General features: G+C 33.8%; 23 protein-coding genes. 9 read left to right on the top strand and 14 right to left on the bottom strand.

Annotated features, from left to right (window positions below):
* Positions 1–13: 13 nt before the first annotated feature.
* The 11 genes from ACZ5EP_RS00425 to ACZ5EP_RS00375 all read right to left on the bottom strand — a co-directional run bounded on the left by ACZ5EP_RS00425 (position 14) and on the right by ACZ5EP_RS00375 (position 11,277).
* Positions 14–1,351: an NADH-quinone oxidoreductase subunit N gene (locus ACZ5EP_RS00425; RefSeq protein WP_464508969.1), complete on the bottom strand. Its 1,338-nt coding sequence runs from the start codon at positions 1,349–1,351 to the stop codon at positions 14–16.
* Positions 1,351–2,781 carry a complex I subunit 4 family protein gene (locus ACZ5EP_RS00420; RefSeq protein WP_464508968.1) on the bottom strand — a complete coding sequence of 477 codons (1,431 nt, stop codon included), beginning with the start codon at positions 2,779–2,781 and terminating at the stop codon, positions 1,351–1,353. Before ACZ5EP_RS00420 ends, ACZ5EP_RS00425 begins: the two co-directional genes overlap by 1 nt.
* Positions 2,778–4,631 (bottom strand): NADH-quinone oxidoreductase subunit 5 family protein, encoded by a 1,854-nt coding sequence (locus ACZ5EP_RS00415; RefSeq protein WP_464508967.1) that lies wholly within the window; start codon positions 4,629–4,631, stop codon positions 2,778–2,780. Before ACZ5EP_RS00415 ends, ACZ5EP_RS00420 begins: the two co-directional genes overlap by 4 nt.
* Complete coding sequence (locus ACZ5EP_RS00410) at positions 4,624–4,932, bottom strand: NADH-quinone oxidoreductase subunit NuoK (protein WP_127681353.1); 309 nt, start codon at positions 4,930–4,932, stop codon at positions 4,624–4,626. Before ACZ5EP_RS00410 ends, ACZ5EP_RS00415 begins: the two co-directional genes overlap by 8 nt.
* 2 nt (positions 4,933–4,934) lie before the next feature.
* Complete coding sequence (locus ACZ5EP_RS00405; RefSeq protein WP_464508966.1) at positions 4,935–5,402, bottom strand: NADH-quinone oxidoreductase subunit J family protein; 468 nt, start codon at positions 5,400–5,402, stop codon at positions 4,935–4,937.
* A complete protein-coding gene (locus ACZ5EP_RS00400; RefSeq protein ID WP_464508965.1) occupies positions 5,402–5,968 on the bottom strand; it encodes a 4Fe-4S binding protein in 567 nt (188 codons plus the stop codon). Before ACZ5EP_RS00400 ends, ACZ5EP_RS00405 begins: the two co-directional genes overlap by 1 nt.
* Position 5,969: 1 nt before the next feature.
* Complete coding sequence (locus tag ACZ5EP_RS00395) at positions 5,970–6,941, bottom strand: complex I subunit 1/NuoH family protein (RefSeq protein WP_127681359.1); 972 nt, start codon at positions 6,939–6,941, stop codon at positions 5,970–5,972.
* A gap of 9 nt (positions 6,942–6,950) precedes the next feature.
* Positions 6,951–8,600, bottom strand: coding sequence for an NADH-quinone oxidoreductase subunit D-related protein (locus ACZ5EP_RS00390; RefSeq protein ID WP_464508964.1), 1,650 nt, complete (start codon positions 8,598–8,600; stop codon positions 6,951–6,953).
* A gap of 9 nt (positions 8,601–8,609) precedes the next feature.
* Positions 8,610–9,083: an NADH-quinone oxidoreductase subunit B gene (locus ACZ5EP_RS00385; protein WP_015901732.1), complete on the bottom strand. Its 474-nt coding sequence runs from the start codon at positions 9,081–9,083 to the stop codon at positions 8,610–8,612.
* On the bottom strand, positions 9,067–9,405 hold the full coding sequence (locus ACZ5EP_RS00380) for an NADH-quinone oxidoreductase subunit A (RefSeq protein WP_127681363.1): 339 nt from the start codon (positions 9,403–9,405) through the stop codon (positions 9,067–9,069). Before ACZ5EP_RS00380 ends, ACZ5EP_RS00385 begins: the two co-directional genes overlap by 17 nt.
* Before the next feature lie 159 nt (positions 9,406–9,564).
* On the bottom strand, positions 9,565–11,277 hold the full coding sequence (locus ACZ5EP_RS00375; RefSeq protein ID WP_464508963.1) for an ATP-binding protein: 1,713 nt from the start codon (positions 11,275–11,277) through the stop codon (positions 9,565–9,567).
* Between the two features lie 51 nt (positions 11,278–11,328).
* Here ACZ5EP_RS00375 and ACZ5EP_RS00370 point away from each other — a divergent pair, with 51 nt between their 5' ends.
* The 9 genes from ACZ5EP_RS00370 (at position 11,329) to ACZ5EP_RS00330 (ending at position 23,715) form a co-directional block, all read left to right on the top strand.
* A complete protein-coding gene (locus ACZ5EP_RS00370) occupies positions 11,329–11,988 on the top strand; it encodes a 16S rRNA (uracil(1498)-N(3))-methyltransferase (RefSeq protein ID WP_464508962.1) in 660 nt (219 codons plus the stop codon).
* 149 nt (positions 11,989–12,137) lie between these two features.
* Positions 12,138–12,776, top strand: a complete 639-nt coding sequence (locus ACZ5EP_RS00365) for a response regulator transcription factor (RefSeq protein ID WP_127681369.1) — start codon at positions 12,138–12,140, stop codon at positions 12,774–12,776.
* Between the two features lie 63 nt (positions 12,777–12,839).
* Complete coding sequence (locus tag ACZ5EP_RS00360) at positions 12,840–14,705, top strand: ATP-binding protein (RefSeq protein WP_464509649.1); 1,866 nt, start codon at positions 12,840–12,842, stop codon at positions 14,703–14,705.
* On the top strand, positions 14,702–16,033 hold the full coding sequence (locus tag ACZ5EP_RS00355; protein WP_464508961.1) for a response regulator: 1,332 nt from the start codon (positions 14,702–14,704) through the stop codon (positions 16,031–16,033). The genes ACZ5EP_RS00360 and ACZ5EP_RS00355 overlap by 4 nt, the downstream gene beginning before the upstream one ends.
* Positions 16,030–19,467: a tetratricopeptide repeat protein gene (locus ACZ5EP_RS00350; protein WP_464508960.1), complete on the top strand. Its 3,438-nt coding sequence runs from the start codon at positions 16,030–16,032 to the stop codon at positions 19,465–19,467. Before ACZ5EP_RS00355 ends, ACZ5EP_RS00350 begins: the two co-directional genes overlap by 4 nt.
* Positions 19,464–20,774, top strand: a complete 1,311-nt coding sequence (locus tag ACZ5EP_RS00345; RefSeq protein WP_464508959.1) for a glycosyltransferase family 2 protein — start codon at positions 19,464–19,466, stop codon at positions 20,772–20,774. Before ACZ5EP_RS00350 ends, ACZ5EP_RS00345 begins: the two co-directional genes overlap by 4 nt.
* Entirely contained in the window at positions 20,771–20,956 is a 186-nt protein-coding gene (locus ACZ5EP_RS00340) for a hypothetical protein (RefSeq protein WP_127681379.1), read from the top strand. The genes ACZ5EP_RS00345 and ACZ5EP_RS00340 overlap by 4 nt, the downstream gene beginning before the upstream one ends.
* Entirely contained in the window at positions 20,919–22,745 is a 1,827-nt protein-coding gene (locus ACZ5EP_RS00335) for a polysaccharide deacetylase family protein (RefSeq protein ID WP_464508958.1), read from the top strand. Before ACZ5EP_RS00340 ends, ACZ5EP_RS00335 begins: the two co-directional genes overlap by 38 nt.
* Positions 22,738–23,715: a hypothetical protein gene (locus tag ACZ5EP_RS00330; RefSeq protein ID WP_464508957.1), complete on the top strand. Its 978-nt coding sequence runs from the start codon at positions 22,738–22,740 to the stop codon at positions 23,713–23,715. Before ACZ5EP_RS00335 ends, ACZ5EP_RS00330 begins: the two co-directional genes overlap by 8 nt.
* Here the strand turns inward: ACZ5EP_RS00330 and rdgB are convergent.
* Genes rdgB through ACZ5EP_RS00315 form a run of 3 tightly spaced genes read right to left on the bottom strand, consistent with a single transcriptional unit; the run spans position 23,708 to position 26,537 of the window.
* The gene (gene rdgB, locus ACZ5EP_RS00325) at positions 23,708–24,289 is read right to left on the bottom strand and encodes an RdgB/HAM1 family non-canonical purine NTP pyrophosphatase (RefSeq protein ID WP_464508956.1); all 582 of its coding nucleotides are present in this window, start codon (positions 24,287–24,289) and stop codon (positions 23,708–23,710) included. The genes ACZ5EP_RS00330 and rdgB overlap by 8 nt on opposite strands.
* Positions 24,286–25,569: a M14 family metallopeptidase gene (locus ACZ5EP_RS00320; RefSeq protein ID WP_464508955.1), complete on the bottom strand. Its 1,284-nt coding sequence runs from the start codon at positions 25,567–25,569 to the stop codon at positions 24,286–24,288. The genes rdgB and ACZ5EP_RS00320 overlap by 4 nt, the downstream gene beginning before the upstream one ends.
* Positions 25,569–26,537, bottom strand: coding sequence for a L,D-transpeptidase family protein (locus tag ACZ5EP_RS00315; protein WP_464508954.1), 969 nt, complete (start codon positions 26,535–26,537; stop codon positions 25,569–25,571). Before ACZ5EP_RS00315 ends, ACZ5EP_RS00320 begins: the two co-directional genes overlap by 1 nt.
* Positions 26,538–26,547: the final 10 nt, after the last annotated feature.

The raw sequence follows: 26,547 nt of genomic DNA, 5'->3' as shown, positions 1-26,547 counted from the left end.
TTATAGCAAAAGACTACATTGAAATTGTAGTGTTAAATACTTGAGCTGCTACTATACCGAAGTAAATAGTTCCGATTAACAGTATAAGCTGGCCTATAAGACTTCCGCTTGAAATTGTTATTTTTTTAATAGTTCCTTCAACAGGCTTGTCAAAATAAATATGTTTAACTATCCATGCGTAATATGCAACCGCTAGGGCTGAATTTAACAACGCAATTAAAACAATCGGCCATAATCCAGCATCTATACCTGCATAAAACGCAACCGCTTTAGATAAAAATCCTGCCAATAGAGGAATACCCGCAAGTGAAAACAGCTGAATAGTAAAGAATAAAGCATGCATAGGAGCTTTCGCGCCAAGCCCTTTAATATCTTCTAAATATTTCACACCTGCTTCTCTTCTCAAGTCATTTAAAATTAAAAATACGCTTGTCTGCATAAATATATATGCAATCGCATAATAAAGCACACCCGTATATGAATATACACTTGCGGCAGCCGCAAATGGAATTAATGCATAACCGCTGTGTGCGATTGATGAATACGCAAGTATTTTAGATATTCTTTTTTGCCATAAGGCCATGAAGTTTGCTAATGTCATAGTCAAAATCGCAAAGAAACTGAAAATTAAAACAGTTGATGTAGGATATGCGATTAAAAACTTGTAAAATGCTTTAAATACAGCTACTAACATTACACTTTTAATAACACCGCTCAGTATCGCAGCAGCAGCATGGTTAACCTGAGAATATGCATCCGCTGCCCAACCGTGCATAGGTACAACTGTAAGTTTGTAAAAAATACCCGCAAGCATAATAGCTACGGCAATTAAGGTAAATTTACCGTGAACGTTCATTTCCGCATAAGTAAAACTGTCTGTTACAAAACTGAACAAAGCAAAACCAAGCAAAATAATACCGCTTGCTACCGCACCAGCAATAAACGCTTTTATTGCACCCTCAGCATTGTAAAAGTTTCTGATATTTGCAACTAAAACATAAGAAATAATTGCAATCACTTCAAATAAAACTATAAATAAAAAGAAATTGTCAGTCTCTAAAATTGCAATACTCGCACCTGCTACAAAAAGCATCTGCGCTATCAGAGGTCTTTCAAAACCTGTTAACGAAAGTGTAACCGCGGCTAATGTCGCCAACAGTACATATTCCATCAACTGAGTTGAACTGTCCAACACAAAAAACGGAAATACGTCATTTAAACTCATTCCGTTGTAAATCATTACCGCACTAGCAATAAAAGCGACAATTGCAATAAGTTTTGCAATGAAAATGTTGCTTTTATAAAAAACCGGTACAAGTAATCCCGCTGCTATTAATATTATAAAACTCATTACATACCTCCAAGAAAGCTAAATGCTTTATTTGCTAAATCAAATATCGGCTGTGGTTGAATACCGAAATAAACAATCAACAACGCAAAAATTGCCAATGCAGCTTTTTCAGGAAAACTCATAGTAAATTCTACTTTTTGCACAAGCGGTGACATTTCACCGTGAATAGATCTTCTTACAGCCCAGATAATATATCCGGCACTGATCAGTGAAGCTATTGCTATTACAGCTATCCACCATCCGAATGATTTAATAGCCGATACTATAATAGTAAGTTCGCCTACAAATCCCATTGTGCCAGGCAGACCCAATGCAGCCATACCTGCTAATATAAATATTGCACTCGCATAAGGAGCTTTTTTCATAATTCCGCCCATTTCATCCATATACCATGTATGGGTTTTATGATGCATCCATCCCGCAATTAAGAATAACGGAGAAATAACAAGAGCGTGCCCGATCATTTCATAAAGAGCTGCGCTTAAACCGTCATAACTCATTGTCGCAATGGCAACCACTACAAGTCCCATGTGCGAAATTGAGCTGTAAGCAACCATTCTTTTGATATGTCTTTCATAAATAGCCAGCATTCCGGCAAACAACGTAGTATTAAGACCAATTATAAGCATCCATTTTGCAAATTCCTGAGTAGTTATCGGCATTAACTCTACAGTAAATCTTATTAAACCGTAAGCACCCATTTTAAGTAAAACACCCGCAAGCAATACTGAAATACTGCTAGGCGCTTCAACGTGTGCGTCAGGCAGCCATGTATGGAATGGAAATGCAGGAAGTTTTGCTGCAAATCCTATAAACATAAACCACCAGATTAATGCAGGAGTCGCTAAAGCGGTTTCTCTTATTAGTGTTAAATCCCAGTATCCTGTCTGTTTAAACAGAAGATAAAAACCGACAAACATAAACATACTCGCTACGTGTGTATATAAGAAGAATTTAACCGCTGCATAAATTCTTCTTTCTCCGCCCCAAAAACCTACGAGGAAAAACATCGGTACTAATGTAAGCTCCCAGAACATAAAGAACCATAAAACGTTTGTTGTCATAAACACACCAAAAATTGGTCCGCTGAATAGCACAAGCAGACTGAAATACGCAGCCTGGTTTTTTTCTTCCCATGATGTAAATACAACCAAAATCAACAATGCGGCCGTAAGCAGTAACATTGCGACACTAAGCGCATCGACTCTTAGCGTCAAATCAAATCCAAACTGCGGAACGCTCAAATATGTTCCAAGTTCTAAAAAACCTTCCTGAGGAAGAGCATTATACCAACTAAACGCGATAAAAAACTGTACTATAAACCAGCCAAGAGCTATATATTTAGCAAGCTCCTGATTGTTTCTCGTTAAAAAATAGAGTAATACCGATAAAAATATCGGTGCAAAGATAATATCTACAGCCACCATCATAGACCCTTTACAATTATTAAGATTGCAATAACGATTATCGCAACACCGATAACGAATTGACCCATATAAGTACCGATTTTACCGCTGTGTCCGGCTCTTAATACTTTATATACGCCCTGTGTAGCCGGCACTGTCGCGTTTACAAGATAATCTATTACATTTGTATCAAACCATCTTGCTGCTTTAGCCACAGCATTTACAACTATGGTTTTTGATATCCATGTAATCATTTTTTCAACATAATATCCGTTGAATAAAATCTGATGGATTGTCTGTACAAAATGATGAGATGCAATTTTATATAAAAGATTGAGACCTTTTACATAAAGCCCAACAACAATTAAGAAAATAATCATCATTCCTGTAAGCATAAATGCGGTAAGACCTGCAATATGCGGTTCAACCATTTCTTTACCGTTTAATATAAAGCTTACAATATCGCTTTGCCAGATTGATATAAACAGAGTAACAAACGCCAATATTCCAAGAGGCAGTCTTATCCAAAGATTGCTAGGCGCATGCACACTACCCGCTATATCTTCATTTCTAGGTTCGCCTAAGAAAATAAGTACCCAAAGTCTTGTAATGTATCCGATTGACAATAACGCCGCAATAGTTACAAACACTTTTGTAAATTCATTTCCGTGAGCCCATGCTGAAGCAATTACCGCTTCTTTAGAAAAGAAACCGCTAAACGGCGGAACACCTGCAAGTGAAAGTGATCCCATTGCCATAAACAACGCAACAAACGGAGCGGTTTTAATTAAACCTCCCAGTTTCCATGCGTCTTTTGTATGGTGTGCTATATATATAACGGCACCAGCACTTAAGAATAAAAGTGCTTTAAAAATAGCATGGTTTACCAAATGAAGCATACCTGCAGCTAAACTGCCGACACCTAATCCTACGAATGCTATAGACAAATGCGACATTGTTGAATACGCAAGTATTTTTTTGATCTCTTTTTGCACAAGCGCACTTGTCGCTCCGATAAACGCTGAAAGTGCAGCAACGTTAGCCACAATAAACAACGCATCTGTATAATGGAAGAAGTCAAATAATCTAGCAACAATATATATACCTGAGTTAACCATTGTCGCACCGTGGATTAACGCCGATACTGTTGTCGGACCTTCCATAGCGTTCATAAGCCACGGATAAAGAGGAAACTGACCTGATTTACCGATAGCACCCATAAATATAAACAGTGCTACAACCAATGCGACATTTTTAGAAATTTCACCTGCATTTGCCATTTCATTCAGCTCAACCAAATTAACAGTACCTGTATAATAAACAAGTAAACCTATAGCCGCTAAAATGAATATATCACCGAATCTCGTATATAAAAACGCCTGCATACCCGCATCGGCCGCAGAATTTTTGTAATACCAGAAACTAATCAGTGCATAAGACGCAAGCCCCATGAATTCCCAGCCTACGAAGGCACCGATTAAATCTTTTGTAATTACGAGTAAAATCATACCGCCGATAAAGAATAAAACTTTTGCATAGTATCTAGGCTGATCCGGATCTTCGCCCATATAATCATGCGCAAAGTGTATATCCGCAAATCCCAATCCTGTAGCAATCAGCAACATTACTATACTTAAATGGTCAATATAAATACCAAACGGCAATTTTAAATCTCCGTACGATATCCATGTATAATCAATGTTTATCGGAGTATTGCTGTAATTAATAAAAATTACAATACTGGCTAAAAACAGCATTGCACCTACTATTTCAGCTACCCAAAACGCTAAATTTATTTTGATTTTTCCTAAAATGTACGCTAAAACCGCACCTAAAAACGGTGCGCACAATAATATTAATACTGCATTATTCATCGCTCACCGCCTTATCTAGTTTATCTGGAATAATTTCGCCGGTAATTCTGTAGCTTAATAAGAAAATAAGCACTCCGGCAGCCGCTTCAAGTGTTGCGATTACAATAATTACGTATGCAACCGCCAGTCCTCTTGTAAGACCGAAATGATATGCCGCACTGGCTAAAAACAGAATTACTGCATTTAGCAGTATTTCAAGTGAAAAGAAAATCTTTAAAAAATCGCTTTTACTTGTAACTCCGTACAAACCTACTCCGAACAGTATAATTGCAAATATTGCATCTATATAAAAATTAACCATTTTTATTCCTTTTCATGTTTTAGTGTATGCAGCATTCTGATACTACCGTACAATACGCTAGCAGCCACAACACCCATAAAAATTGCTATTTCAGCATAAAAATCAGTAAATACCTTAACCTGGTCTTTTAAAGGAATAGCTTTCCCTTCATACGGAATAGGAGGTAAAATAAACGGAATTATCAATAAACCGATTACTACAACCGTTACAATAGCAACAGCCCAAGGTCTGATTTCAAATTTAGGAAATTTCGCACCGATAACAGTTACACCGAAAAGTGTCAATACAACAATACCTCCGGTATATACGAATATTTGAAATAAACCTAAAAGTTTTTCATCCATTAAAATATAGTAAATACCCAGCAAAAACATCATCATCACAAATGCAAGCACGGCAGGAACCGTGTTTTTTTGTGTCAACGACATTACTGCAAGAATTACCGCCAATGCAAGTATTAATACGCTCATTATGCATCTCCTTTAGAAGCTTCAGTATTTTCAGCAGACTTTTCAGCTTCTTTTGCTTTTGCTTCTGCTTCAGCCTTTTTCTTAGCTTCTGCTTCCGCTTTTTTCTTAGCAAGCATTTCAGCTTTTTTTCTAGCTTTTTCTTCTTCTTCTTTTTTCTTTTGTTCTATCCATTCAGCCGGAACTTCCGGTTTAACCCAGTAATTCTTAATATCATCATCGGTACCTCCGGTAATCATTTCGAACGTACCGCCGCTTAGTTTGATGGCTTTTTCCGGTTTTGTCGGACATACGTCTTCACAAAGTCCGCAGAATATACATATACCCAAATTAACTTCAGGCAAAGCCTTAGGTCTTTTAATCGGCAAAGGCTCCATTATAATCGCATCAACCGGACAGATTTTTGCACAGGCTTCACACCCTGTACATATATCATACTTAATTTCATGTTTACCCCTAAAAATAGGAGAATTGTGCATAGTTTCGTGAGTAACGTCTTTAGTCGCAACTCTAGGCTCTCTAAAAGCTTTAGTAACCCTGATTATTTTTTCTACAACATTAAAAAACATCTTATGCTCCTAAAATATATATTTTTGCAAAAATTATCCAAACTAAGTTTAGAATTGCCAAAGGAGTCAGCCAGCTCCAACAGAACTTAAGCATTTGATCAAGTCTTAATCTCGGGTTACTTGCCCTAATTGCAACCATTACCACTGCTAAAAGGGCTATTTTCAAAAACAGCCACCAGAAACTGTCAAAAAACAGCCCTCTGTATCCTCCGAAAAACAAAACTACAGCTGCAGCTGAAACAACAAGCATTTCTGTAAATTCAGCAAATTTTAAAAGTACGTAGTTTGTACCGGCATATTCCGTATAAAAACCGTATACGATTTCCTGCTCAGCATCCGGGATATGAAACGGAGGCTGTTCAAGAATACCTAACATTGCAATAATGAATATAATTGCCCCTGGCAATAAAATCAGTGTAGTAAGCCAAGTATTCATTGACTGAATTTCATATAAATTCATTGTTCCGAACAGCAAAGCAGGAGCTAATGCCGAAAGGAAAAACGGCGCTTCCATCGAAAGCATCTGAGCCAAAATCCTCATACCGCCAAGAAATGAGTATTTATTGTTTGAACCGAAACCTGTAAGGAATAATAAAAACGGCTCAACGCCGATTAATACAACAAGTCCCAAAACACCGTAATTTGTATCTAGAATACCGTGCCCGTTATTAATCAGAGGCGTCCAAGGTATAAGTATAACCGGAAGCGCGGCAACCAAAGGCGTAATTATTGGAATGATATTAAATAGATAAGGATCCGCACTCTTAGGAGTGATAGATTCTTTAGTCAATAATTTAAATACGTCAAATACTGTCTGCAGCGTTCCTGCAGGACCGTTAAAATGCGGACCAACCCTTTTATGTATATAAGCCAGCGTTTTTCTTGCGAAATAAAACACGAAAAACGTCCATGCTAATAAAAACAGAAGACCCGGAAATACCAAAATGTAAAATAACATTGCTCCAACACTCATTTTCTCTCCTTATCTATCCAGGTCACCCTGACAGATATGCATACTTCCGTACAGTAACGGAATATCTGAAAGGGTTTTACCTTTTAATAGTTTGTTTAGCATCATCGTATGGTTTACGCTAGGCGCTTTAATTTTAAGTCTGTAAGGACTTGTTGATTTATCCTGTGTAACAAGATGCATTAATATTTCGCCCCTAGCCCATTCAATTCTTGAAACTGCTTCGCCTGCCGGCATTCTTCTAGGCATTTTTACAAGATGGTCTTTTTTAGGATCCATTTCACCTGATTCAATACCTTCTTCTATTTTTGCCATTGCCTGCTTGATAAGATCCATTGCCTGTTCTAATTCTTTGAATATAATTAAAAGTCTGTCTCTGGCATCACCTGTATCACAATTTACATAATCCATTTCCAATTTGTCATACGCTGCGTAAGGTTCGTCGATTCTTACGTCTATTTTTGCACCGCTGGCTCTGGCAATAGGACCTGCCAGATAATATTCCGCAACATCTTCAAGAGTGAATATACCGTTACCTTTAGCCCTTGTGTTCATTAGAGGGTTTTTCATAAAAATATCAGTAATATCCGCTTTTGTGTCTTCAAATTTTTTAATGGCCTTATTAATTCCTTCAAACCATGCTTTGTAATCGTTTAGCGGGTATCTCACTCCTCCCGGTTCTACACATGCAGTGGCGATTCTTGCGCCGGAATAATCTTCCAATACGTCCAAGAAGTATTCTCTTATGTCAAGACACCACATCATAAACGTATGAAGCCCCATTGTACCGAAGAAGCCTCCCATTGAAATCAAGTGAGAAGCTATTCTTCCGGTTTCTCCTAAAATCACTCTCATGTATTTAGCGAAATCGGTAATTTCTTTTCCTGCTATTTCCTCAACAGCCTGTGAATAGCAAATCATTGGATTTGGATTATCCATAAAACAGATTCTCTCAACTGCTACAATAGTTCCTATAAAATCTTTTCTTTCCGCCAAATGTTCAAGAGCACGCCATACGTAACCGATATCCGGCTCTACTCTTTCAATATTTTCACCGTTTACATATACTTTTAATCTTATAGGTCCGCTGGCAGGATGCGTAGGTCCCCAGTTAAGAACCGTTCTGCTTCCTTCATGCCCGAGATTTTCTTCATTTTCATCATATTCTTCAAAATATTCTTCTGTAATATCGTTGATATTTTGGATCAGATGCTCTTCATGTGCTTTCCAGTCAAAATCTTTTCTAAACGGAAATTTACCGTAATAATCACGGCTGATTAAGAAATATCTTAAATTCGGATGGCCTTTAAATTTAACTCCGAAAGTAGAATATGCCTCTAGCTCATGCCAGTCTGCGCTTGGCATTAAAGGAGTAATCGAGTCAATTTCACATTTATCAAGATCTCTTTGGACATCAACTTTCAGCCAAACATTCTTTTTGTTAAAAAGATCTTCTAAAAAATAATTTACTTCTATTTTGTTCTCATCAATAAAATCGGTTGGTGAAACAGTTGAACATGTTTTTACACCCGCTTCTTTTAAAGCTTCTACAACTTCTAACAAATCTTCTTTGTTTTTAAGTTTAGCTTTAACCCATGTAGGTTTATAATCTTCAACATATTCCATGTCGAATTTATTTAAAATATTTTTAATATTCTCCATCGCCAACCCTTAAAATTTCATTTGTTTCCAGAGTCCGCCCTGGCTTGACGCGCTAGGCTCTCCTCTTTTGATTTTTTCTTTAAGTTCCTCCAGCCCTGCGATAATAGCTTCAGGTCTTGGCGGACAGCCGGCTACAAACACATCTGCCGGAAGAATTTCCGTCATGTTTTTAATAACGGAAACCGAATCGTTGTAAGGACCTCCGTCATATGCGCAAGCTCCGATCGCAACCACATATCTCGGTTCAGGCATCTGTTCATATGTTCTAAGAAGCGCCGGAAGTATTTTTTTGCTTACCAGCCCCGTAATAAACATAATATCCGCCTGTCTCGGCGTCGGGGTCATTATGTATCCGTATCTTTCCCAGTCATATCTAGGCCCCATAGCCGCAAGCATTTCCAGCGAACAGCATCCGCTACAAAAATGCACAATCCAAGGAGATTTACTCCTTGCATAATTAAAAAAATCAAGAACTTTTAGCATTTCTATACTCCTTCATACTAATCGTAATAGCCGCGAACAGCAAAATCCCAAATACCATTGCCCAGTTAAGTGCATCAGTAGAATCTGCAAAAACAAAAAGACTGAAAAACAGTCCTGCCATATCGAATACGATAAAAGCAATCGCAAAAATAAAATATCCGAAATTTGCTTTCATCGGTACTTCTGAACTCGGCGGAAGACCACACTCAAAGTGATCGTTTTTTATTTCGCTCGGATTCAAAGGCGCCACCGCTATACCTATCAGGTACAGTAAAATCACGCCTAATAAAATTCCGGCCGCAAAAAATAGAATTGTTCCCATTTACTCTCCTTTTTGGAAATATTATCAAAATGAACCTATTACTAATTCAATTTATCAAATTATAAGTGAAAATTATTAATTACACAAATTTTATCTTAACGCTATTTTAACTTTCGTTACTTTAAGTAATAAATGAACATTCAATTATCTTACCATATTTCACACTTTTATAAACCCTAACTCTTTGTCACTGTCAAAAGCGTTGCCTTTTTCTGTTTTTATCTGTTCGATAAAATCATCGGTTTTAAATACCGGTTTTTTCCTCATTGCGACTTTCAGGGCGGTATTTTTAACTACCACTTCTATCTGCGCTCCGGTTAATTCGAATTCGGCAAGCCTGTCAATATTAAAATCAGTTTCATATTCTGCATTTTTAGGAAGTTTGATTTTCCATAGTTTTTTCCGTTCTTTAAAAGAAGGCTTTTCAAACTTTATTTTATATTCGAATCTTCTGGAAAAAGCGCTGTCAATAGTTTCTAAAAGATTGGTAGTGGCAATTAACAATCCGTCAAATTTTTCCAGCTGCTCTAAAAATATATTCTGCATCTGATTATGCATTTTATCTGCACTGCTCAGCGCCGAAGTAGTACGCGAACTTAAAAACTGATCAGCCTCGTTAAGCAGCAAAATAGGTTTAGTTTTCAGTTTTTCGCAAATCGAATAATATTCGTCAAACATCTTTCTGACGTTTTTTTCACTCTCCCCCACATACATTGATAAAATTTTACTGGAATCCAGACTTAAAACTGGTTTTTCCAGCTCTTTTGCTATAGAATGCGCCGTCAGGGTTTTACCTGTGCCCGGAGGGCCGTAAAAAATAATTTTTGCCTCCATATCGTTGCTTTCTTTAATACCCCATTCTTTTAACAGTCTAAGAACTTTTTTATCTATCTGTTTTAAAAGCGTATTTATCATTTCTTTGGTTTTTGCGGGCAGTATTACCTCATCAAGCCCTTTTTTAGGCTCTATAAAATCAAAAATCGTTTCTCTTACAATATGTTCGATTTTATGTTTTTTCTTTGGATGAATAAGTCCGTTTAAAATATCCTCATTTAAAAAGTATATTTTGCTGTATCCGCCAAACGCCCCTATCAGTTCGTCATATTCAAATATACCTTCGCTTAAAAGTTTGGAGTTGTCGTCTAAAAGCGTTCTGTTTTTTATTCTTTCTATTTCATCGTTGCTGATTAAACTTAAAAGATAATTCTGCTCTCTCGCGTTTTCGTTGCTGGAAGTATATTCTTCTTTTAACAGAGCCAAAAAAAGTATTTCTTCTTTTTCGTTTAATTCGTTCTCTTCAATGAAATTTTGAACCGGAAGTTCTATTTTCGTTTTTTTAATTTTTTCTTTAATCGTATTTTCAATTAGTTTAAGTTTGCTCTGAAGCCTTTTGATGCTGGCTGTCTCTTTAGTAGAATTTGACTTTATTCCGCTTAGCTGCTCATACAGTTCAATCCTCAAAAACTGATCATGCAGATATTCCAGATGATCTTTATAAGGCGTTTTTTCAGGAATAACCAAATCCAGACTTCCCTGTTCTATCAGTTTTAAAAACGCTACCGAAAGTGAAACTGAAGAATTGAATATCTCAAGCACTGAAAGATCGTTATTTTTAATCTGGCTAAGACTGCTTACAACAATCCAGCCCTCTTCCAAAAGATTTTTTATCAATGCGACTTTTTCCAACGCTGTAATTTTATCTTCCCCGAAAAGCTCTTTTAACAGATTTCTGACTCTTACGTCTTCGTTGCCGTCTATGTATTCGGAAAGAAGTTTTTTTAATATCTGCAGTTCTTCGTCGTTTACATTCAAAATATCAATAATTTTGCTTTTTTTTGGTTCGTTTAAAAAAAGCTTTATATTTTCGATCATACAGTCCCTTTATATAAAATATATTATAATTTTATCAAAAAAAGGCCATTTATGCAGTTTATATATCTGCCAAACCCTCAACCGCAGATAACACTGAGCGGTGAAGCCCATAAATATCTTTTTAAAGTCAGACGTATAAAAAAAGACGAGCTTGTAAAAGTAAGAAACTTAAAAGACGACTATCTTTATATTTACAAAATAGAAAACATCAACAAAAAAGAAGCCCTGCTTTCACTCACAGAAAAAAAACTGCAGCCGAACAGACCGAAAAAATATTTTCATATAGCCTGGTGCGTAATAGACCCTAAAAACATAGAAAAAGCCCTTCCGTCGCTAAACGAAATAGGAGTCGGCAAAATAAGTTTTATATACTGCGACCGTTCTCAAAAAAATTTCAGATTAAAACTTGAAAGATTGGAAAAAATACTTATAAACTCCTGCCAGCAGTGCGGCAGAAGCTCCTTAATGGAAATTGAAACAATAGAGTCTTCAAAAGAGTTTTTCGACAAATACGGCAGTTTTTACGCACTTGATTTTGACGGAGAAAAACTGAAAGAAAATATTGAATGCAATTATCCTTTTCTAATAGGTCCGGAAGGCGGTTTCAGTAATGAAGAAAGAAAATATTTTAAAGAAAAATTTAAACTTGAGAGTTTTATTTTAAGAAGCGAAACGGCTGCAATCGGAATAAGCTCTAAAATATTGTTATAAATATTACATTAATTTTACACAAAAAAACTCTTTTTTTCTATTTTTTATCTTTTTCACGACAAACTTCTGCAAAACGGTTGTTTTTTTCGTTATTTTCTGTTTTTTCTTCTGTTTTTTTTATTATAATTGTTAAAAACGGAAGGATTTACATGAAAATAATCGTAATTGAAGATGAAGAAACTCTTAACGACGCATTAACCATGTTTCTGGAAAGCGAAGGTTATGAAGTCCATTCTTATTACAATTTAAAAGATTTTTTTTCATCTATTTATGATTATTTGGATGCCGAACTTATAATCGCCGACATTTCCCTTCCGGATGGAAATTTCTTAGAAGAAATGAAAAAACATCCGAATATTGCAAAAAAAACAAAGACAATTATAATCTCAGGACAGACTGAAATTGAAAATATAAAAAAAGCTTTCAACCGAGGTGCGGAAGATTTTATAAAAAAACCTTTCGATTATGAAGAAATATTACTAAGAATCAACAAAATATTTAATCAAAAAAACTATAAAATCAATGATGAAGTCAGCTATGACGCGGATGCGAAATGTTTGATAAAAAACGACGAAAAAATTATGCTTTCCAAAAAAGAGTCGGCAACTCTTGAACTTTTCTTAAAAAACAGGGGGAAAATCCTATCACCCGAACAGATAATGCAGGAAGTCTGGGGTGAACAGGTAGAAAACAACACTTTAACCGTAATGATAAAAAGAGTAAGGGAAAAAATCGGAGATAAAAGAGCTATAGTCTCTAAAAGGGATCTCGGCTATATCATGTTCTAAAAACAGTCATTTTAATATCATTTACTTTAAATATTATTTCATAATAACTAAACTGGGGTGAAAATGTTCAAATTTAACAAAACGCCGTTTGCGCATGTTTTTTTTCACGATATCAAAAACAAACTGGGCAGTATTAAATTCAGTATATCTATGCTTAAAAATCCGAAAATTGCCCAGTCTCAAAGAGAAAAATTAATAAACTCCCTGCTCTCTACCATAGAAAAAACTATAGACATGCTCCAAGACTTTATAGAAATGGAACGATTTAAAAAAACCAAATTTTTAAAAAACGAGAAGTTTCATCTAAAAGAAATAATCGATGAAATCGTAAAAGAACTGGAAATAGACATAGAAAGAAAAAATATAACCTTATACGTAAACACTGATGAAGCCGAATATATAAAGACAAATAAAGAATGGCTGAAAAAAGCGCTTTTTAACATAATTCACAACAGCATTAAATACAATAAAGAAAACGGAGAGCTTTTTATAAGTATAAATAAAGAAAAAAACGGTTATATGCTTATAATAAAAGATACCGGTATAGGAATGAGCGAAGAAGAAAAGAAAAATATTTTTAAAAAATACTATACTTCCGGAAAAGATCACGGAACCGGAATCGGGCTGAACATGTCAAGGGCGGTGATAGAATCGATAGGCGGTGCAATCGCCATAGAAAGTGAAAAAGACAAAGGAAGCAAGTTTTTTATATATCTTCCTAAAACCGCCAAACAGATAAGAATCAGACAGCTAGCAACTGCATTGTCCGGGATCGCCCTGTTTTTATTTATAAGTATAGATTATTTTTACTGTTTAATCCCTCAAAGAATAATTACCGAATCCTCCAACAACAGTGTAATTTACAAACTTCAAAACAATGTGGTCGCCAGAGCCGATAAAAACGATAAATTACAAATAATCGCATACAGAAACATATTCAATACAAAATCCAGAACAAAGTTTATTCTGAAAAAAGCCGATGTTGCAATCAATACGGCTTCTAACCCTATTGAAGTAATCGCAAACGGAGAGGTAATTAAAAACCACGGAACGGAATTTGAAACAGTGGCTAACACGAACGAACTCGCAACAAGTGTTTACAAAGGAAGTATTCAGGCGGGAGATACCAATGTTATGAAAAACGAAGGACTTATTTACAAAAAAAGCAGACTTGTAAAAGAAAATTTACCGGCTGAAGTAACAAACATTGTCATAACTACAGACAGAAATTACAATACCGACGTTTCATGGGACAGTCCTTATAAAAACTTTGTAATAACTTTATCAAGAGACAAAAATTTTGCCGATATTCCTCTTATAAAATTAAACACCGCAAAAAAATACCTTTCTTTCGATATGCTTGAAGACGGAAAATGGTATATTGCCGTTCAAAGCGAAAAAGAATCCCTGTTTTCAATTCCAGCGGTTAAATCCTTCTTGTCTCTGAAAAATTATGAAAAAGCCCTTCAGGCCTTTAACCAGGGAGATTTAAGCCTGGCAAACACACTTCTGAACATAAGTTTGTCAACCATAAGAAACGATTCGTATAAACCTTACCTGTTAAAAGCAAAAATTTTATTAAAACTTGGCAGCGGTTCACAGGCTTTGGATTATGCAAAAAAAGCTTATGAAATCAGCAAAAACGACCAGACCAAATACGAACTGGCTCTTATATATTATAAAAATGCTTATTACAACAAAAGTATAAATCTGTTAAAAAACATCAAAAACAAAGACGTAAGCAAACTACTTGCTTTTAATTACTATAAATTAGGAGATTATAAAAATGCCAAAAAATACCTATATAAAACATTAGAAGCCGATCCTAAAAATATAGAAGCTTTAAAATATATGATAAACATTCAGGAAAAAGAACACAATAAATTTTTATTACAGTATTTTAAAGAACAATTAAAGGAACTTAAATGAACTTTGACGAAATAGTTCAAAAATCCGAAATAATTTTAATCGAAGGCGGTAAAAAACAGGGAAAACTGAGTTTGGCCCTTTACAAGTGCGAAAATGAAAAAACAGTTATTTTTTCCGCTTACAACAAACCTATATTTTTAAAAAGACTTAGTGCAATTTCTAACCTGAAAGACGATAAAATTCAAAATGTGCTGAGTAAACTTAAATTTTTTACCCTTAAAGAAGACTGGCTGGAATATAAAATCAAATATGGGTATGATTTTCTGCTAGAAGACATAAAAAGAATAATAAAAGAATATAATCCGAAAAATGTCATATTTCACAGGCTTGATATGATATTCGGGTCGCATATAAACGACAACACTTCTATCTTTATGGAAAAACTTATCTCTTTAAAAGAAAATTTTGACTGTAAGTTTTTTATAACCGTTATTCCAAACGAGGAAAATGAAACGATAATAGAAACAATAGAAGATTTCAGCGACTTAAATATTGAGATAAAAAAAGAAAAAGAAAGAATTATTTATATAAAAAACTCTATTTTTCCGGTAACACCGGATAAATACTTTTTTAAATACGAAAACGACAAAATAAAAATATACCCTGTGGAAATACAGATAAAATCATCAAAAAACATCCATATTTTACTTATTACGGATAAAAAAGAACTGATAGAACTTCATCAATATATATTTGGGAAAAAAGGCTTTTTTATAGACATTGCAACCAGCATGTCAGATACGATAAACAAAATTTTAAGCGGTCCGGACATAATAATTTACAATCCAAAAGACGAAAAACTGGATTTAAGCGTATGCAACACTATCAAACAGCAAAAAATACCTTCAAAACTTATTTATATCACTCAGTCCGAATATGTAAGGATGGAAGATAAAATGAAAGCCATCGAATCCGGATGCTATGAAATGTTTCCTTTGAATTTCACGCTTGGCGAATATATTCTTGAAATTGAAAAAATGATAGGCACCAATTTTTATACGAATATTCTAAACAAACTTTTAACCAACAAAATAGTAAACAATATAAAACATTTTTGCGATGTTATTGATTCTATGTATGAAGAAAGAGTTTATTTTACCGTTCTAAAATTCAAATCCGACCATAATCCTGAAAACATAAGAAAAAAACTAAGAAGCACCGATATTATATATTATGATGCAAAAACGAAACAGTATATATTATGTCTAATAAACATAAGAAAAATGAATATAGACCCGGTTTTAAACAAACTGTTTGAAACAAAACCGGATATTTTGATTATAGAATCGACACAGTGGAATGAAAAAAAAGAGGAGATATGTAAATGAAAAAGCTTATAATACTGCTTTTATGTGTAATTGCATGGAGTCTGAATATTGACATACATTCGCTTGAAAACGAGCTGCAAAAACATCCAGAAGATATCAAAAATCGTTTGGTAGTAGCCAGTTATTATATAGAACACAATAATTATGCCAAAGCTCAAAAATACTTAACGGAAGTTTTAAAAAAAGAGCCTAAAAACAAATATGCCTTAAAACTGAAACAAAAAATTGAAGCCGTTTATTTATATGAAAAGCTCCTAAAGAAATACAAAGATATAAATACCGCTTTTAACGATTTATATAAAAAGCAAAAATACAAAGAACTATTACATCTGTATAATGCTTTAAAAACTCTTTCAAAAACTTCTCAAATAAATGAAAACAACAAATTAAATATTGCCAGAGTCGCAATGTGGGAAGGGAAATATGATCTTTCTTTAAACATTCTTTCCAGATTAAAAAACAAAAAAACGCTTGACTATTACGAAATAAAAGCTTACGACCTTTACTATAAAGGCGATTACAAAAACGCTAAACGGTATTTTCAGACACTGTTTCAAACTACCGGAAAAACAGAATATGCAAAAAAACTCCTTGATATATACTTTTATTTAGGAGAAACCGATTCGGCACAAAAATTACTTCTTTCATTAAAAAGAACTCATCCAAAAATTGCAAAAGAATACGAACAAAAAATAACACAGATAAAGCAAAAAAGATTAAAAACCCTTGAAAAACAGTATGAAAAAAACCCTAACTTTTCAAATCTGCAGCAGCTGGCTTACGCACTTTTTGAAACATCTCACAAAAAAGCAATTGATTTGGTTAAGGACTATATTAAACAAAAACCTAATGACAAAAACGCAAAAATATTTTTGGCACAGCTTTTAAGCTGGAGCGGCAACAACGAAGAAGCTTTAAAATATTTAAAAGAATTTCAAAACTCAAACGATATGAAAGCCAAGCTTTTATTTGGAAAAATATTGGCATGGCAGGGAGAATACGACAAAGCGCTGCTGTTTTTAAGCGATGTTTACGAACACGGCAGCTCTTCTCAAAAATATGAAGCTAAAAAAATGCTGGGCTTTATCGCCATGTGGCAGAATCAAAACTCAAAAGCCAAAAAAATATTTACATCTTTACTAAAACAAAATCCCAAAGATGAAGACGTCATAGAAGCTTTAATGGTTTTAAACCATAATATTAAACCTTTAATTGCCAAATATGAAAAACTACTGAAAAAAGATCCAGGTAACGAAGAATATATATTAAAACTGGCAGATTATAATTATATGCTTAACAATTATGAAAAAGCCGCATATTATTATGAAAAATACTTAAAAATACATCCGGAAAAACTGGAAATTTATAAAACACTTGGAGATATTTACCTAAAACTGAAAAACTTCTATAAAGGATTTGGAGACCTCGAATACTACGCCAGCTATAAAAACACAAAAGAAGCCTATCTTGATCTTGCAAAAAGATATTACTGGAACGGATTTAACAAAGAAGCCCTTAAAGTGCTGGATGAACTATTGAAAAAATATCCTAATTATCAGGACGCCCTCATTTTAAAAGCCAAAATTTTGAAAATAAATCCTAGATTCGTAAATTCAAGCAGTGCCGCAACTATAGACGAATATTATGCTAAAAGAAGCGAAAAAATATTGGCACTGGGTGACAGGGCTTATTTTGCAAATTTATATAAAAGCGCATCAGACTATTATAAAGAATATCTTTTCTTAAAACCTAACGATTACGACGTAAGAGAAAAATACGCTTACGCGCTTGAAGCATCAAAAAAGTATGCAAAAGCCGCCGGAGAATTTTATCTATTAATGTGGTATAAAAAAACACCTCTTATAGAATACCACTACGCCTACAATCTTCAAAAAGCGGGCAAAATCCAACAAGCTAAAAAAATATACGAAAAGCTTCTTAAAGAAGTGCCAAAACCTCTTCCTGGTTTTTTGAAAACGTTTATAAACGACTGGAAAAACGCATGGGAGAGTATGAACTTTAATAAGTATGCTTCCTTTTACGACAAATCTATTTCTCAAAAACTGTACTGGCGACTTAAAAAACAGTCAATATTCAAAAGAGCCTCTTTTATCAGCGTAGGTATATATGACCCTATACTTTTATCCAAAAAAGGAAATATTTATACAGTAAGATTTTTTCAGGTATACGCCTCTAAAATAAAAAAAGACAAAGGATATAAAACGCTTGAGATAAAATGCGACAATCAACAACAGTGTAAAATAATCAAAGAAAGCTGGACTCCGGGAACATACACTCCTTACAATCCTGACAACTCTTTGGAAAAATATATTAAAGACAATCTCAATGAAATAAACAGCACAAAAAAAACGGAAATAAAACTCACGAACAAAACCTTTCCTAAAAACGGTAAAAACTATACTCCAAAAACCCAAACGGCCCAGCAGACCAACACCGACGACATAAAAAAACAGGACATCGTCCTTGCGTCAGATCTTACACTGCATCCCCAAAGCGAAAAACTGGCTTTGGATTACACTTATTTGAAAAAAGAAAAAGCCACGGTTAAAAACATTATCCAGCAGGATTTGAAAGCGTCAAACAATAAAGCATACAATTGGGAACTTTACGGATATATAAACTATTTCAAAGACAATCAAAACACTGATATGTTTACAAGGTATATACGGCTTTCGCATTTTGTTAAAGGATATTATCCTTTTTTGTTTTATAAAAACTACAACCTCTCAGAAGCATCAGATAAGAAAGGGTTTTTATACGGTTTCGGCGTAAAAAAAAATCCTTTCTTATTTGATGTTTTTATAGACAGAAGCGGTGTAAATACTGTAGGATGGGATTTTGAATATTCTCCGTTTTATCTAAGAGGTATTACGTTTAGACTAAACAGACACAATATGGTTTATTCCAGAAAAACCGTATGCAGTGCGCAGCATATGAAAATAAAAGCGGAAATCACCGGTTACAAAGTTATTCAAAAACCGAGAGAGCTGTGGTGGTCAATAGCTTATGAAAAAGTAGACGACGGCAACAATGTTTTAACACCCCAGCTTGAATACGATATTAAAAGTTTTTCTTTTAAAAACATACCTGCAGTATTGTATTTTTCAGGATGGTATCAGTTTAACACCAAACAGACGGACTGTTACTATTCTCCTGATAAAACGGACACTAATATTATCGGTCTGAAAATTTTCAAAGAATTCCGGTATATCCGCTTAAAGTTTAAAGGCGGGCTCGGTTACAGCTTTTTTGACAATACTTATGTATATAATTACGGTTTTTGGGTTTTTTCAAAAAACGTCAAAAACTTTGAAGCAAAAGCCGGATGTCAGTTTAGCAACACATCAGGCATAAGCAGCCCTTCAAATTACAAAAGTATGGAATGTGAAATTTCAGCAAGGAAAATCTGGTGAAAACTTTTTTTCTTATAACCGTCAGTCTGATCCTTATAGGGCTTTTAGGATTCGTACTTTATAATTTTTACAATGATTTTTTTGATATAGAAAACATATTTGTAAAAATAGGCTCGGCGCTTATACTGTTTTTTACTACAATAATAATATTAAGATATATGTTTTTGCTGTTTTTTTCAATTCTTAAACTTATCTTTAAGTCACAAAAAAACATTAGTCTAAAACAGATATCAACTAACAAAAAAGTAACGATTATAGTTCCGGCATACAATGAAGAAGTGGTAATAGAAACATCCATAAAATCTCTTCTGGAACAGACCTATCCGAATCTTGAAATACTTATAATAGACGACGGTTCTAAAGATCAGACATTTATCAGGGCGAAACAGTACGAATTCGACAGCGGCGACAGAAGTTTAAGAGTGCTTTCAAAAGAAAACGGAGGAAAGGCAAAAGCCATAAACTACGGCATTTTAAATTCCAAAGGGTCTCTTATAATGGTAGTAGACGCCGATTCAAAACTGGATAAAAACGCTGTTATATTAATGAGCAGATATTTTGAAGATGAAGAAATAGCCGCAGTAGCCGGATCTGTATACGTCAGCAATCAGCATAATATTTGGACTAAACTCCAGGCTCTTGAATATATTGAAGGTCTTAATATGGTAAGAAACGGCCAGGCTTTTTTAAAACTCGTAAATATAATACCGGGACCTATAGGAATGTTCAGAAAACAGGCTTTGTATGACGTTGGGCTTTATGACAGCGATACTTTTGCCGAAGACTGCGACGTAACGCTTAAACTAATTTCCAAAGGCTATAAAATAGATTTCGAACCGGAAGCGGTAGCTTATACCGAAGCGCCTGACAATCTTCTTGATTTGATAAAGCAGCGTTACAGATGGACAAGAGGCATTCTGCAGGCAATAAAAAAACATAAAGCGCTGCTGTGGCATTTCAAAATAAATCCCGCAGCGTCGTTTACAATGTGGTATATGCTGTTTGAATCGGTATTTTGGCCGTTTATGGATTTATGGACAAATATGTTTATCGTCTATGTATCTATCGTATCTGGATTTAGCGTTTTAATCTTTTACTGGTGGAGCATGTTTACTATACTCGATATTACTGGCGCATTATATTGTGTACTTGTAACGGGAGAGAGAATTTCGTTAATATTTTACGCAATATACTACAGACTTTTTTTCATAGAAATAATAAACATTGCAAAAATTTTATCCACATTCGAAGAATGGTTCGGTATAGAAATGAGCTGGGGAAAACTTGAAAGGAAAGGACAGTTATGAATATTTTATCGTTTCTAGCAATGCTGATTCTAGTTATTACAATAATAACTTTGGTATTCGGTCTTATTGCATATTTTCTGTATAAAAGCAGAGAATCTCAAAAAAACAAATATGACAAAAAATTACATTATGAAGAGGTGCTGAATGAGACAGGCGATAAATACATATTCTTCGAAGAATAGCATACATATATTCCCGATATTATTTTCTTTCTTTTTAATTATACTGATAGCCGGTTATCTTTCTTATCAGTTTATTCCGAAAAAAGAAAATTCATTTTTTTATTTTTCAAAAACTAAAAAAACGGTTTACTTTTTACAGTCACAGGAAAATGAAATTTATTTAAACAAAATAGGAGCTTCTGTTGATGCTTATGAAGACAAAATAAACCAGTTTATAAAAAAACTTTCTTCCGACAAAATCAATTCAAAAATTATTAACGAATCAAATATTGCAGATTTAAAAAATGGAGACACACTGATTGTACTTGATGATTATTATATTTCTGACAAAACAATGAGCAATATTAAAAACTTTTTAAAAAAAGGCGGAAATCTCCTTTTTAATTATCATTTCGGATATATAAGCGACAGAGGTTTTATAAAAGCGAAAAGCATTGAAAAAATTACAGGTTTAAAATATTTAAGCGAGTCCGTATCTCGCGCATCGTCTAATTTTTATGTATCTAAAATACTTTCTCCTTTGAATTTAGGCGAAAACTCATACAGACACGACCTTGTTCTTTACGCTAACGACACAGTACCTCTGTTTCATTCTAAATATACACCTGATGCCATATTAACCAATTGGGAAATAACTTCGACTCCTATATTAAATAAAAAAATGCTGCCCGTAAAAGATTCCGGCATAATATGGCATGGATTTTACGGTAAAGGCAAATGGTTTTATTTTTCTTTCCCGAGTTATGTATTTCTGGATATGCCGAAAAACACTTTCGACAAATTTTTTAATAACATTTTATCTTATATGAACAATACATTCAGTATTGCAAAATATCCTTTTTTGGATTCCAAAAACGCAATTTTCATTTCAGAAGATACTGAATACAAATATACCAATATGATTCATTTTGCCAAACTGGCACATAAATACAGTATTCCTGTAACTCTCTTCTGCGTGGCCGAACTTGCCCAAAAACATCCGCAAATTACAAAAGAAGCGGCTGAGCTTTCGAATGTGGAAATAGGTTCACACAGTTACAGCCATACCAAAATCCAGGGCGCACCGCTTAAAAAAGTTATAAAAGAAATTTTGGGTTCAAAAGAAATTTTAGAAAAAATAACAGGAAAACCCGTATTCGGATTCAGACCTCCCAGGGAAGAAATCGATAAAACAATGGAAAACGAATTAAGAAAAGCCGGATATAAATATGTAATGGAAAAAACAAAGCCGTATCTGCTTCCGGAAGAAGAATATGACAAACTGATAACCATTCCTAGACACGGAACCGATGATTATATCTATCTTATAAATTTAAACTGGGATAAAGCACAGATACTGAAAAAGATAATTCAGGAAACAAATATGCTAACTTCCATTAATGCCGTTTACACCTTAAGCGTTCATACCCATCTTTTAAGCTATAAATCAAATCTGGATGTGTCAGAAAAATATTTTAATTATTTGATAAAACACAAAAACCTGCATCCTTTCAAAGGGATTGAAATTACAAACAGAATTAAAATGAATAAAAAAGTCACCCTTTCCATACAGCCTATGAACGACAAAACGTTTTTATATATCCATAACAAAAACGCTGCACAGATTAAAAATTTTTCTTTAAGAATTTACTGGCCGAATTCTAAAAACATAAAAATAATACCAGAACTGTCAAATGTTAAAATAAAAACACTTGAACAAAATATTCAAAGAAAATACACGGATATTAAAATTGATTTATTGAGACCAAAATCAACAATATCCCTGATTCTGGAAGAAAACAATGAATAAAATTATTTTTCTTTTAATTTCCGCATTATACATGTTCGCATCTTCCTTTTATATAGGTGTAGGCGGATTCAGTGCCTGCGCATCTAAAAACGGCAGCAGTTATTATAAAAACTGCCCTTATGAAAAACAGCAGCCGCTTTATGAATTTTTAAAAAATGAAACTCCTAACGTTAACGCCGTTTCAATATGGATAACAAAAGGATGGAAAAAAAACTGGTATCCTGCCAAAACTATAAATAACTTCATTAAGAAGGGATATACACCCATATTTATTTTCTACTGGTTTGCAGATGATATATCTCCTAAATACGTTTCTGACCATAAAAAAGAATATTTTAAATCTCTTAAAAATTTTTCCAAATATCTGCAAGAAATAAACGGCACCAAAATTGTAATTTTAAATCCCGAATATAACGAAAACGGAATGTCAGATTCAAAAAACTTCGATATCCTCCAGGCAAAATCCATTTTAATACTTAAAGAAACAAACAATACCCTCGTAGGCATCTGCCCAGGAGATTTCGGAGATTACAGTAAAATATGGGATGATTACAACTGGGATCTTTTCGCTCCTTCTATGAAACTCAGTTCAAAACTGGCTGATTTTATAGCTTTTCAGGAGATGAGGGCTCTTACAAAAAACAGTAAAAAAGAAATACTCGACACACCGTTTAGAGCATTGGCTTTTGCAACATATCTGCATCAAAAATACCATAAACCGACATTTCTGGCTTATCTAGCCGTTTCAAGCTATAAAAACGAAAAACTTCAGGCAAGAGTTTTTAAAAATTTTTCCAAAATGCTTCCTATTTTCAAACATACCGCAGACCTGATGGGAATAAATATTTTCCATTATATAGATGTCCCCGGACATAAAGGATATTTCGCAAAAGCAGAAAAATATTTCGGCATAAAAAAATCTGACGGGAAAGAAAAACCGTCATTTAAAGAGTTTTTAAAATTTAAATAGTTTTTATAATTATTTTAGCCAGCTCAAGAGCTTTGCTTCTGTGGGATATGTTTTTTTTAATATCTTCGTCAAGTTCGCCCAATGTTTTTTTATAAGCTTGAGGAATAAACATAGGATCATATCCAAAACCTTTATCACCCCTCGCCTCATCTATTACATTACCTCTCATAAAACCGTGGGTTGTAAAGACACCGTATGGCGTCGCAAGGGCTATAGCGGCAGTATAATACGCCGGCGTTTTTTTAATATCTCTTTTTTTTAATTCGTCAATCAGCTTATAAAGATTGTCTTTATCTGTAGCATTCTCACCGGCAAATCTGGCGGAATATATTCCCGGTATATTTCCCAAAGCAGGAACGCTAATGCCGCTGTCATCAGCCAAAACGATATTTCCCGGAAGTTTTTCATAAATCGTAACGGCTTTTATAACGGCGTTTTCTTTAAATGTTTTGCCGTTTTCCTCTATTTCAAACGGTTCTAATAATTCCGAATAAGGCACAACTTCAAAATCGCTAAAATATTTTTTAATTTCCTTTATTTTACCTTTATTTGAGCTTGCCACAATAATTTTCATTTTTTCCCTTTAAATCTTACTAAAAACATTCCGCAAAAACTTTTTTTATCATAAATCTCAACTCTGTAAATATTACCGTTTTTATCAACGGCATATTTTCTGATAAGCTTATTTTTACTTATTTCAATATTTGCTTCATTCCCTTTTGAACTGTATCCGATAATATTAATTCTTTTTTTACCGCCCAAAACTTTAAAACTTTTATATACATTGACAACACTTGGTATTTTAACATTTTTCACGCTTCCGTCAATTTCAACTTTTATACTTTTTATTCGACAAAAATTCTTAAAATACTGAGGATACAAAACAGCCAGTCTGTGATAAGCCTCGTATAAAACATAATGGTTTCCTTCTTTTACAACTGCTACTAAAGGATTATCGCTTTTATATTTAATCGTTTTTTCCGTAACAGGGAAATAATTTATAACTTTATCAAGGCCGTTAAGAGGAAGTATGGCATTTCCGTTTATAACAACATAATCTTCTTTTTTTAAAAGTTTTTTGATTTCAGGTATATTCAGTTTAAATACTCTTGTATATTTAATTCCGACAATTTTCATAAACTCTTCAATTGCTCTTAACTGATAATATATTTTTGTAGGCAGATCTTTTATATTTTTACTTGTTTCAATGGCAAAAGCAGGTTTATTATGTGTTATGGCGAAATATGTAAGAGAAAGACGCATCTGTTCGTCTTTAAATTTGGTTTTAGTATTTTTGACATTAAAAAAATGATAGTTTTTTTGAAGGTTTTGATTTAAAGTTTTTGCAACTTTTCTGGCTATTTCACCTAAATTTCCAAACTTGGGCGTTTTTATTTTTTCCTGGTCTATTATACACGTCTGCCCCCAGGCAGCCGGGTTAAAAATAGAGTTTTGCCATGAATTTCTGTAAAACCCGTGTCCGTCGTGAAGATTTAATATAAGATCCACTTTCGGATTAAGTATGATTTTTTTTATATCTTTTACTATACGGTAATCTTTATCCTTTTTGGAGACATATGCAAATTTTCTGTTCATATCTCCGTATACGCCTCTTCTAAATCTTATAATAGAATCAAAATTAAGATTCGGAACCACCCATAACGAACCTTTTATAATTTTATAATACCTGATTAAAAATGAAGGAGCATAATACCCTCCTGGTTCGTTACCGTGAATTCCGCCTATAACCAAAAGCGTATTTCCGGGGATTTCACCGTTTTTTTTATATAAATGAAAATGTAAATTAGCACTGAAAAGACAGACACCAAACAGTAAAAACAGTAACTTTTTCATTATTTTTCCGCAATTATTTTTAAACCGTCAGGCATAAACTGCACATAAAGCTCTTTTTTGCCTTTAAATTTATAACTGTTTGATAAGTATTTTTCATACATATCTATTCTGAATATTTTTTTATTTTCGATATTCTGATAAGGTATAATATTTATATCGCTGAAATAGATTTCGACTTTTTGATGTTTTTTGTTTTTAAACACTCTTTTTTTATAATCTAAAAACTCTTTTAAATCCTCACCGTTGGATTTTCTGAAATTTTTTGAATAAAACGTTTTGTATTTGTCAAAATCATTTTCTCTCCATGCTTTTCTCCATTTATATATAAACGCCAAAATATCGGCGATTTCTTTTTTTGTTGCAGTCAAAGGAGTGTTTTCGCTGATAAGCAGATATGTTTTTTGGTAATTTATCTCTTTTTTCAAATTCTCCAGCAATTTATTATTCATAACAATACACCCTTTTGTATTGTTATTGTCTCTTTTACCGTGGATTGGCATTCCGTGTATCCATATTCCGTGTCCGTCTTTATCTTCTATCCTGTCCATCATATTGGGATAACTGGTCACAAAAGCAAAAGGTCCGTAAAAACTTTCTACATTATTAATTAAGGCTTTTAATGTATATACGCCTATAGGTGTTCTTAAATCTCCCTCTTTTTCTTTTTCTCCGTCAAGACCCGTCAACACGTCTATTTTATCCAGCAGTTCAAAACTGCCGTTTTGTTTTTTCAAAACATCTAAAATTTTCTTGGATTTAATACATACCAGAAGATCTTCAGCAGATTCGTAATATCCCCATTTTACATTTTCGTTATTTAATCTTTTAAGCCAGTAATCTTCGCTGCAAAGCAGTTTTTCCATCTGTTTCGCTGCGGCATCAGAACCTTTAAATCTATATAAATCAATGATTTTTGAAAAATTTGAAGAATATAACAAAGTAGCCAGTAAAATTATTAAAAACCTCAAATCCCGCCTT

This window comes from Nautilia abyssi (assembly GCF_055388085.1).
This window is presented reverse-complemented; position numbering and strand designations above follow the sequence as displayed.

Coding starts and splice junctions, on each gene's coding strand:
- ACZ5EP_RS00425 (WP_464508969.1), bottom strand. CDS start 1,351: ATGAGTTTTATAATATTAATAGCAGCGGGATTACTTGTACCGGTTTTT.
- ACZ5EP_RS00420 (WP_464508968.1), bottom strand. CDS start 2,781: ATGATGGTGGCTGTAGATATTATCTTTGCACCGATATTTTTATCGGTA.
- ACZ5EP_RS00415 (WP_464508967.1), bottom strand. CDS start 4,631: ATGAATAATGCAGTATTAATATTATTGTGCGCACCGTTTTTAGGTGCG.
- ACZ5EP_RS00410 (WP_127681353.1), bottom strand. CDS start 4,932: ATGGTTAATTTTTATATAGATGCAATATTTGCAATTATACTGTTCGGA.
- ACZ5EP_RS00405 (WP_464508966.1), bottom strand. CDS start 5,402: ATGAGCGTATTAATACTTGCATTGGCGGTAATTCTTGCAGTAATGTCG.
- ACZ5EP_RS00400 (WP_464508965.1), bottom strand. CDS start 5,968: ATGTTTTTTAATGTTGTAGAAAAAATAATCAGGGTTACTAAAGCTTTT.
- ACZ5EP_RS00395 (WP_127681359.1), bottom strand. CDS start 6,941: ATGAGTGTTGGAGCAATGTTATTTTACATTTTGGTATTTCCGGGTCTT.
- ACZ5EP_RS00390 (WP_464508964.1), bottom strand. CDS start 8,600: ATGGAGAATATTAAAAATATTTTAAATAAATTCGACATGGAATATGTT.
- ACZ5EP_RS00385 (WP_015901732.1), bottom strand. CDS start 9,083: ATGCTAAAAGTTCTTGATTTTTTTAATTATGCAAGGAGTAAATCTCCT.
- ACZ5EP_RS00380 (WP_127681363.1), bottom strand. CDS start 9,405: ATGGGAACAATTCTATTTTTTGCGGCCGGAATTTTATTAGGCGTGATT.
- ACZ5EP_RS00375 (WP_464508963.1), bottom strand. CDS start 11,277: ATGATCGAAAATATAAAGCTTTTTTTAAACGAACCAAAAAAAAGCAAA.
- ACZ5EP_RS00370 (WP_464508962.1), top strand. CDS start 11,329: ATGCAGTTTATATATCTGCCAAACCCTCAACCGCAGATAACACTGAGC.
- ACZ5EP_RS00365 (WP_127681369.1), top strand. CDS start 12,138: ATGAAAATAATCGTAATTGAAGATGAAGAAACTCTTAACGACGCATTA.
- ACZ5EP_RS00360 (WP_464509649.1), top strand. CDS start 12,840: ATGTTCAAATTTAACAAAACGCCGTTTGCGCATGTTTTTTTTCACGAT.
- ACZ5EP_RS00355 (WP_464508961.1), top strand. CDS start 14,702: ATGAACTTTGACGAAATAGTTCAAAAATCCGAAATAATTTTAATCGAA.
- ACZ5EP_RS00350 (WP_464508960.1), top strand. CDS start 16,030: ATGAAAAAGCTTATAATACTGCTTTTATGTGTAATTGCATGGAGTCTG.
- ACZ5EP_RS00340 (WP_127681379.1), top strand. CDS start 20,771: ATGAATATTTTATCGTTTCTAGCAATGCTGATTCTAGTTATTACAATA.
- ACZ5EP_RS00335 (WP_464508958.1), top strand. CDS start 20,919: ATGAGACAGGCGATAAATACATATTCTTCGAAGAATAGCATACATATA.
- ACZ5EP_RS00330 (WP_464508957.1), top strand. CDS start 22,738: ATGAATAAAATTATTTTTCTTTTAATTTCCGCATTATACATGTTCGCA.
- rdgB (WP_464508956.1), bottom strand. CDS start 24,289: ATGAAAATTATTGTGGCAAGCTCAAATAAAGGTAAAATAAAGGAAATT.
- ACZ5EP_RS00320 (WP_464508955.1), bottom strand. CDS start 25,569: ATGAAAAAGTTACTGTTTTTACTGTTTGGTGTCTGTCTTTTCAGTGCT.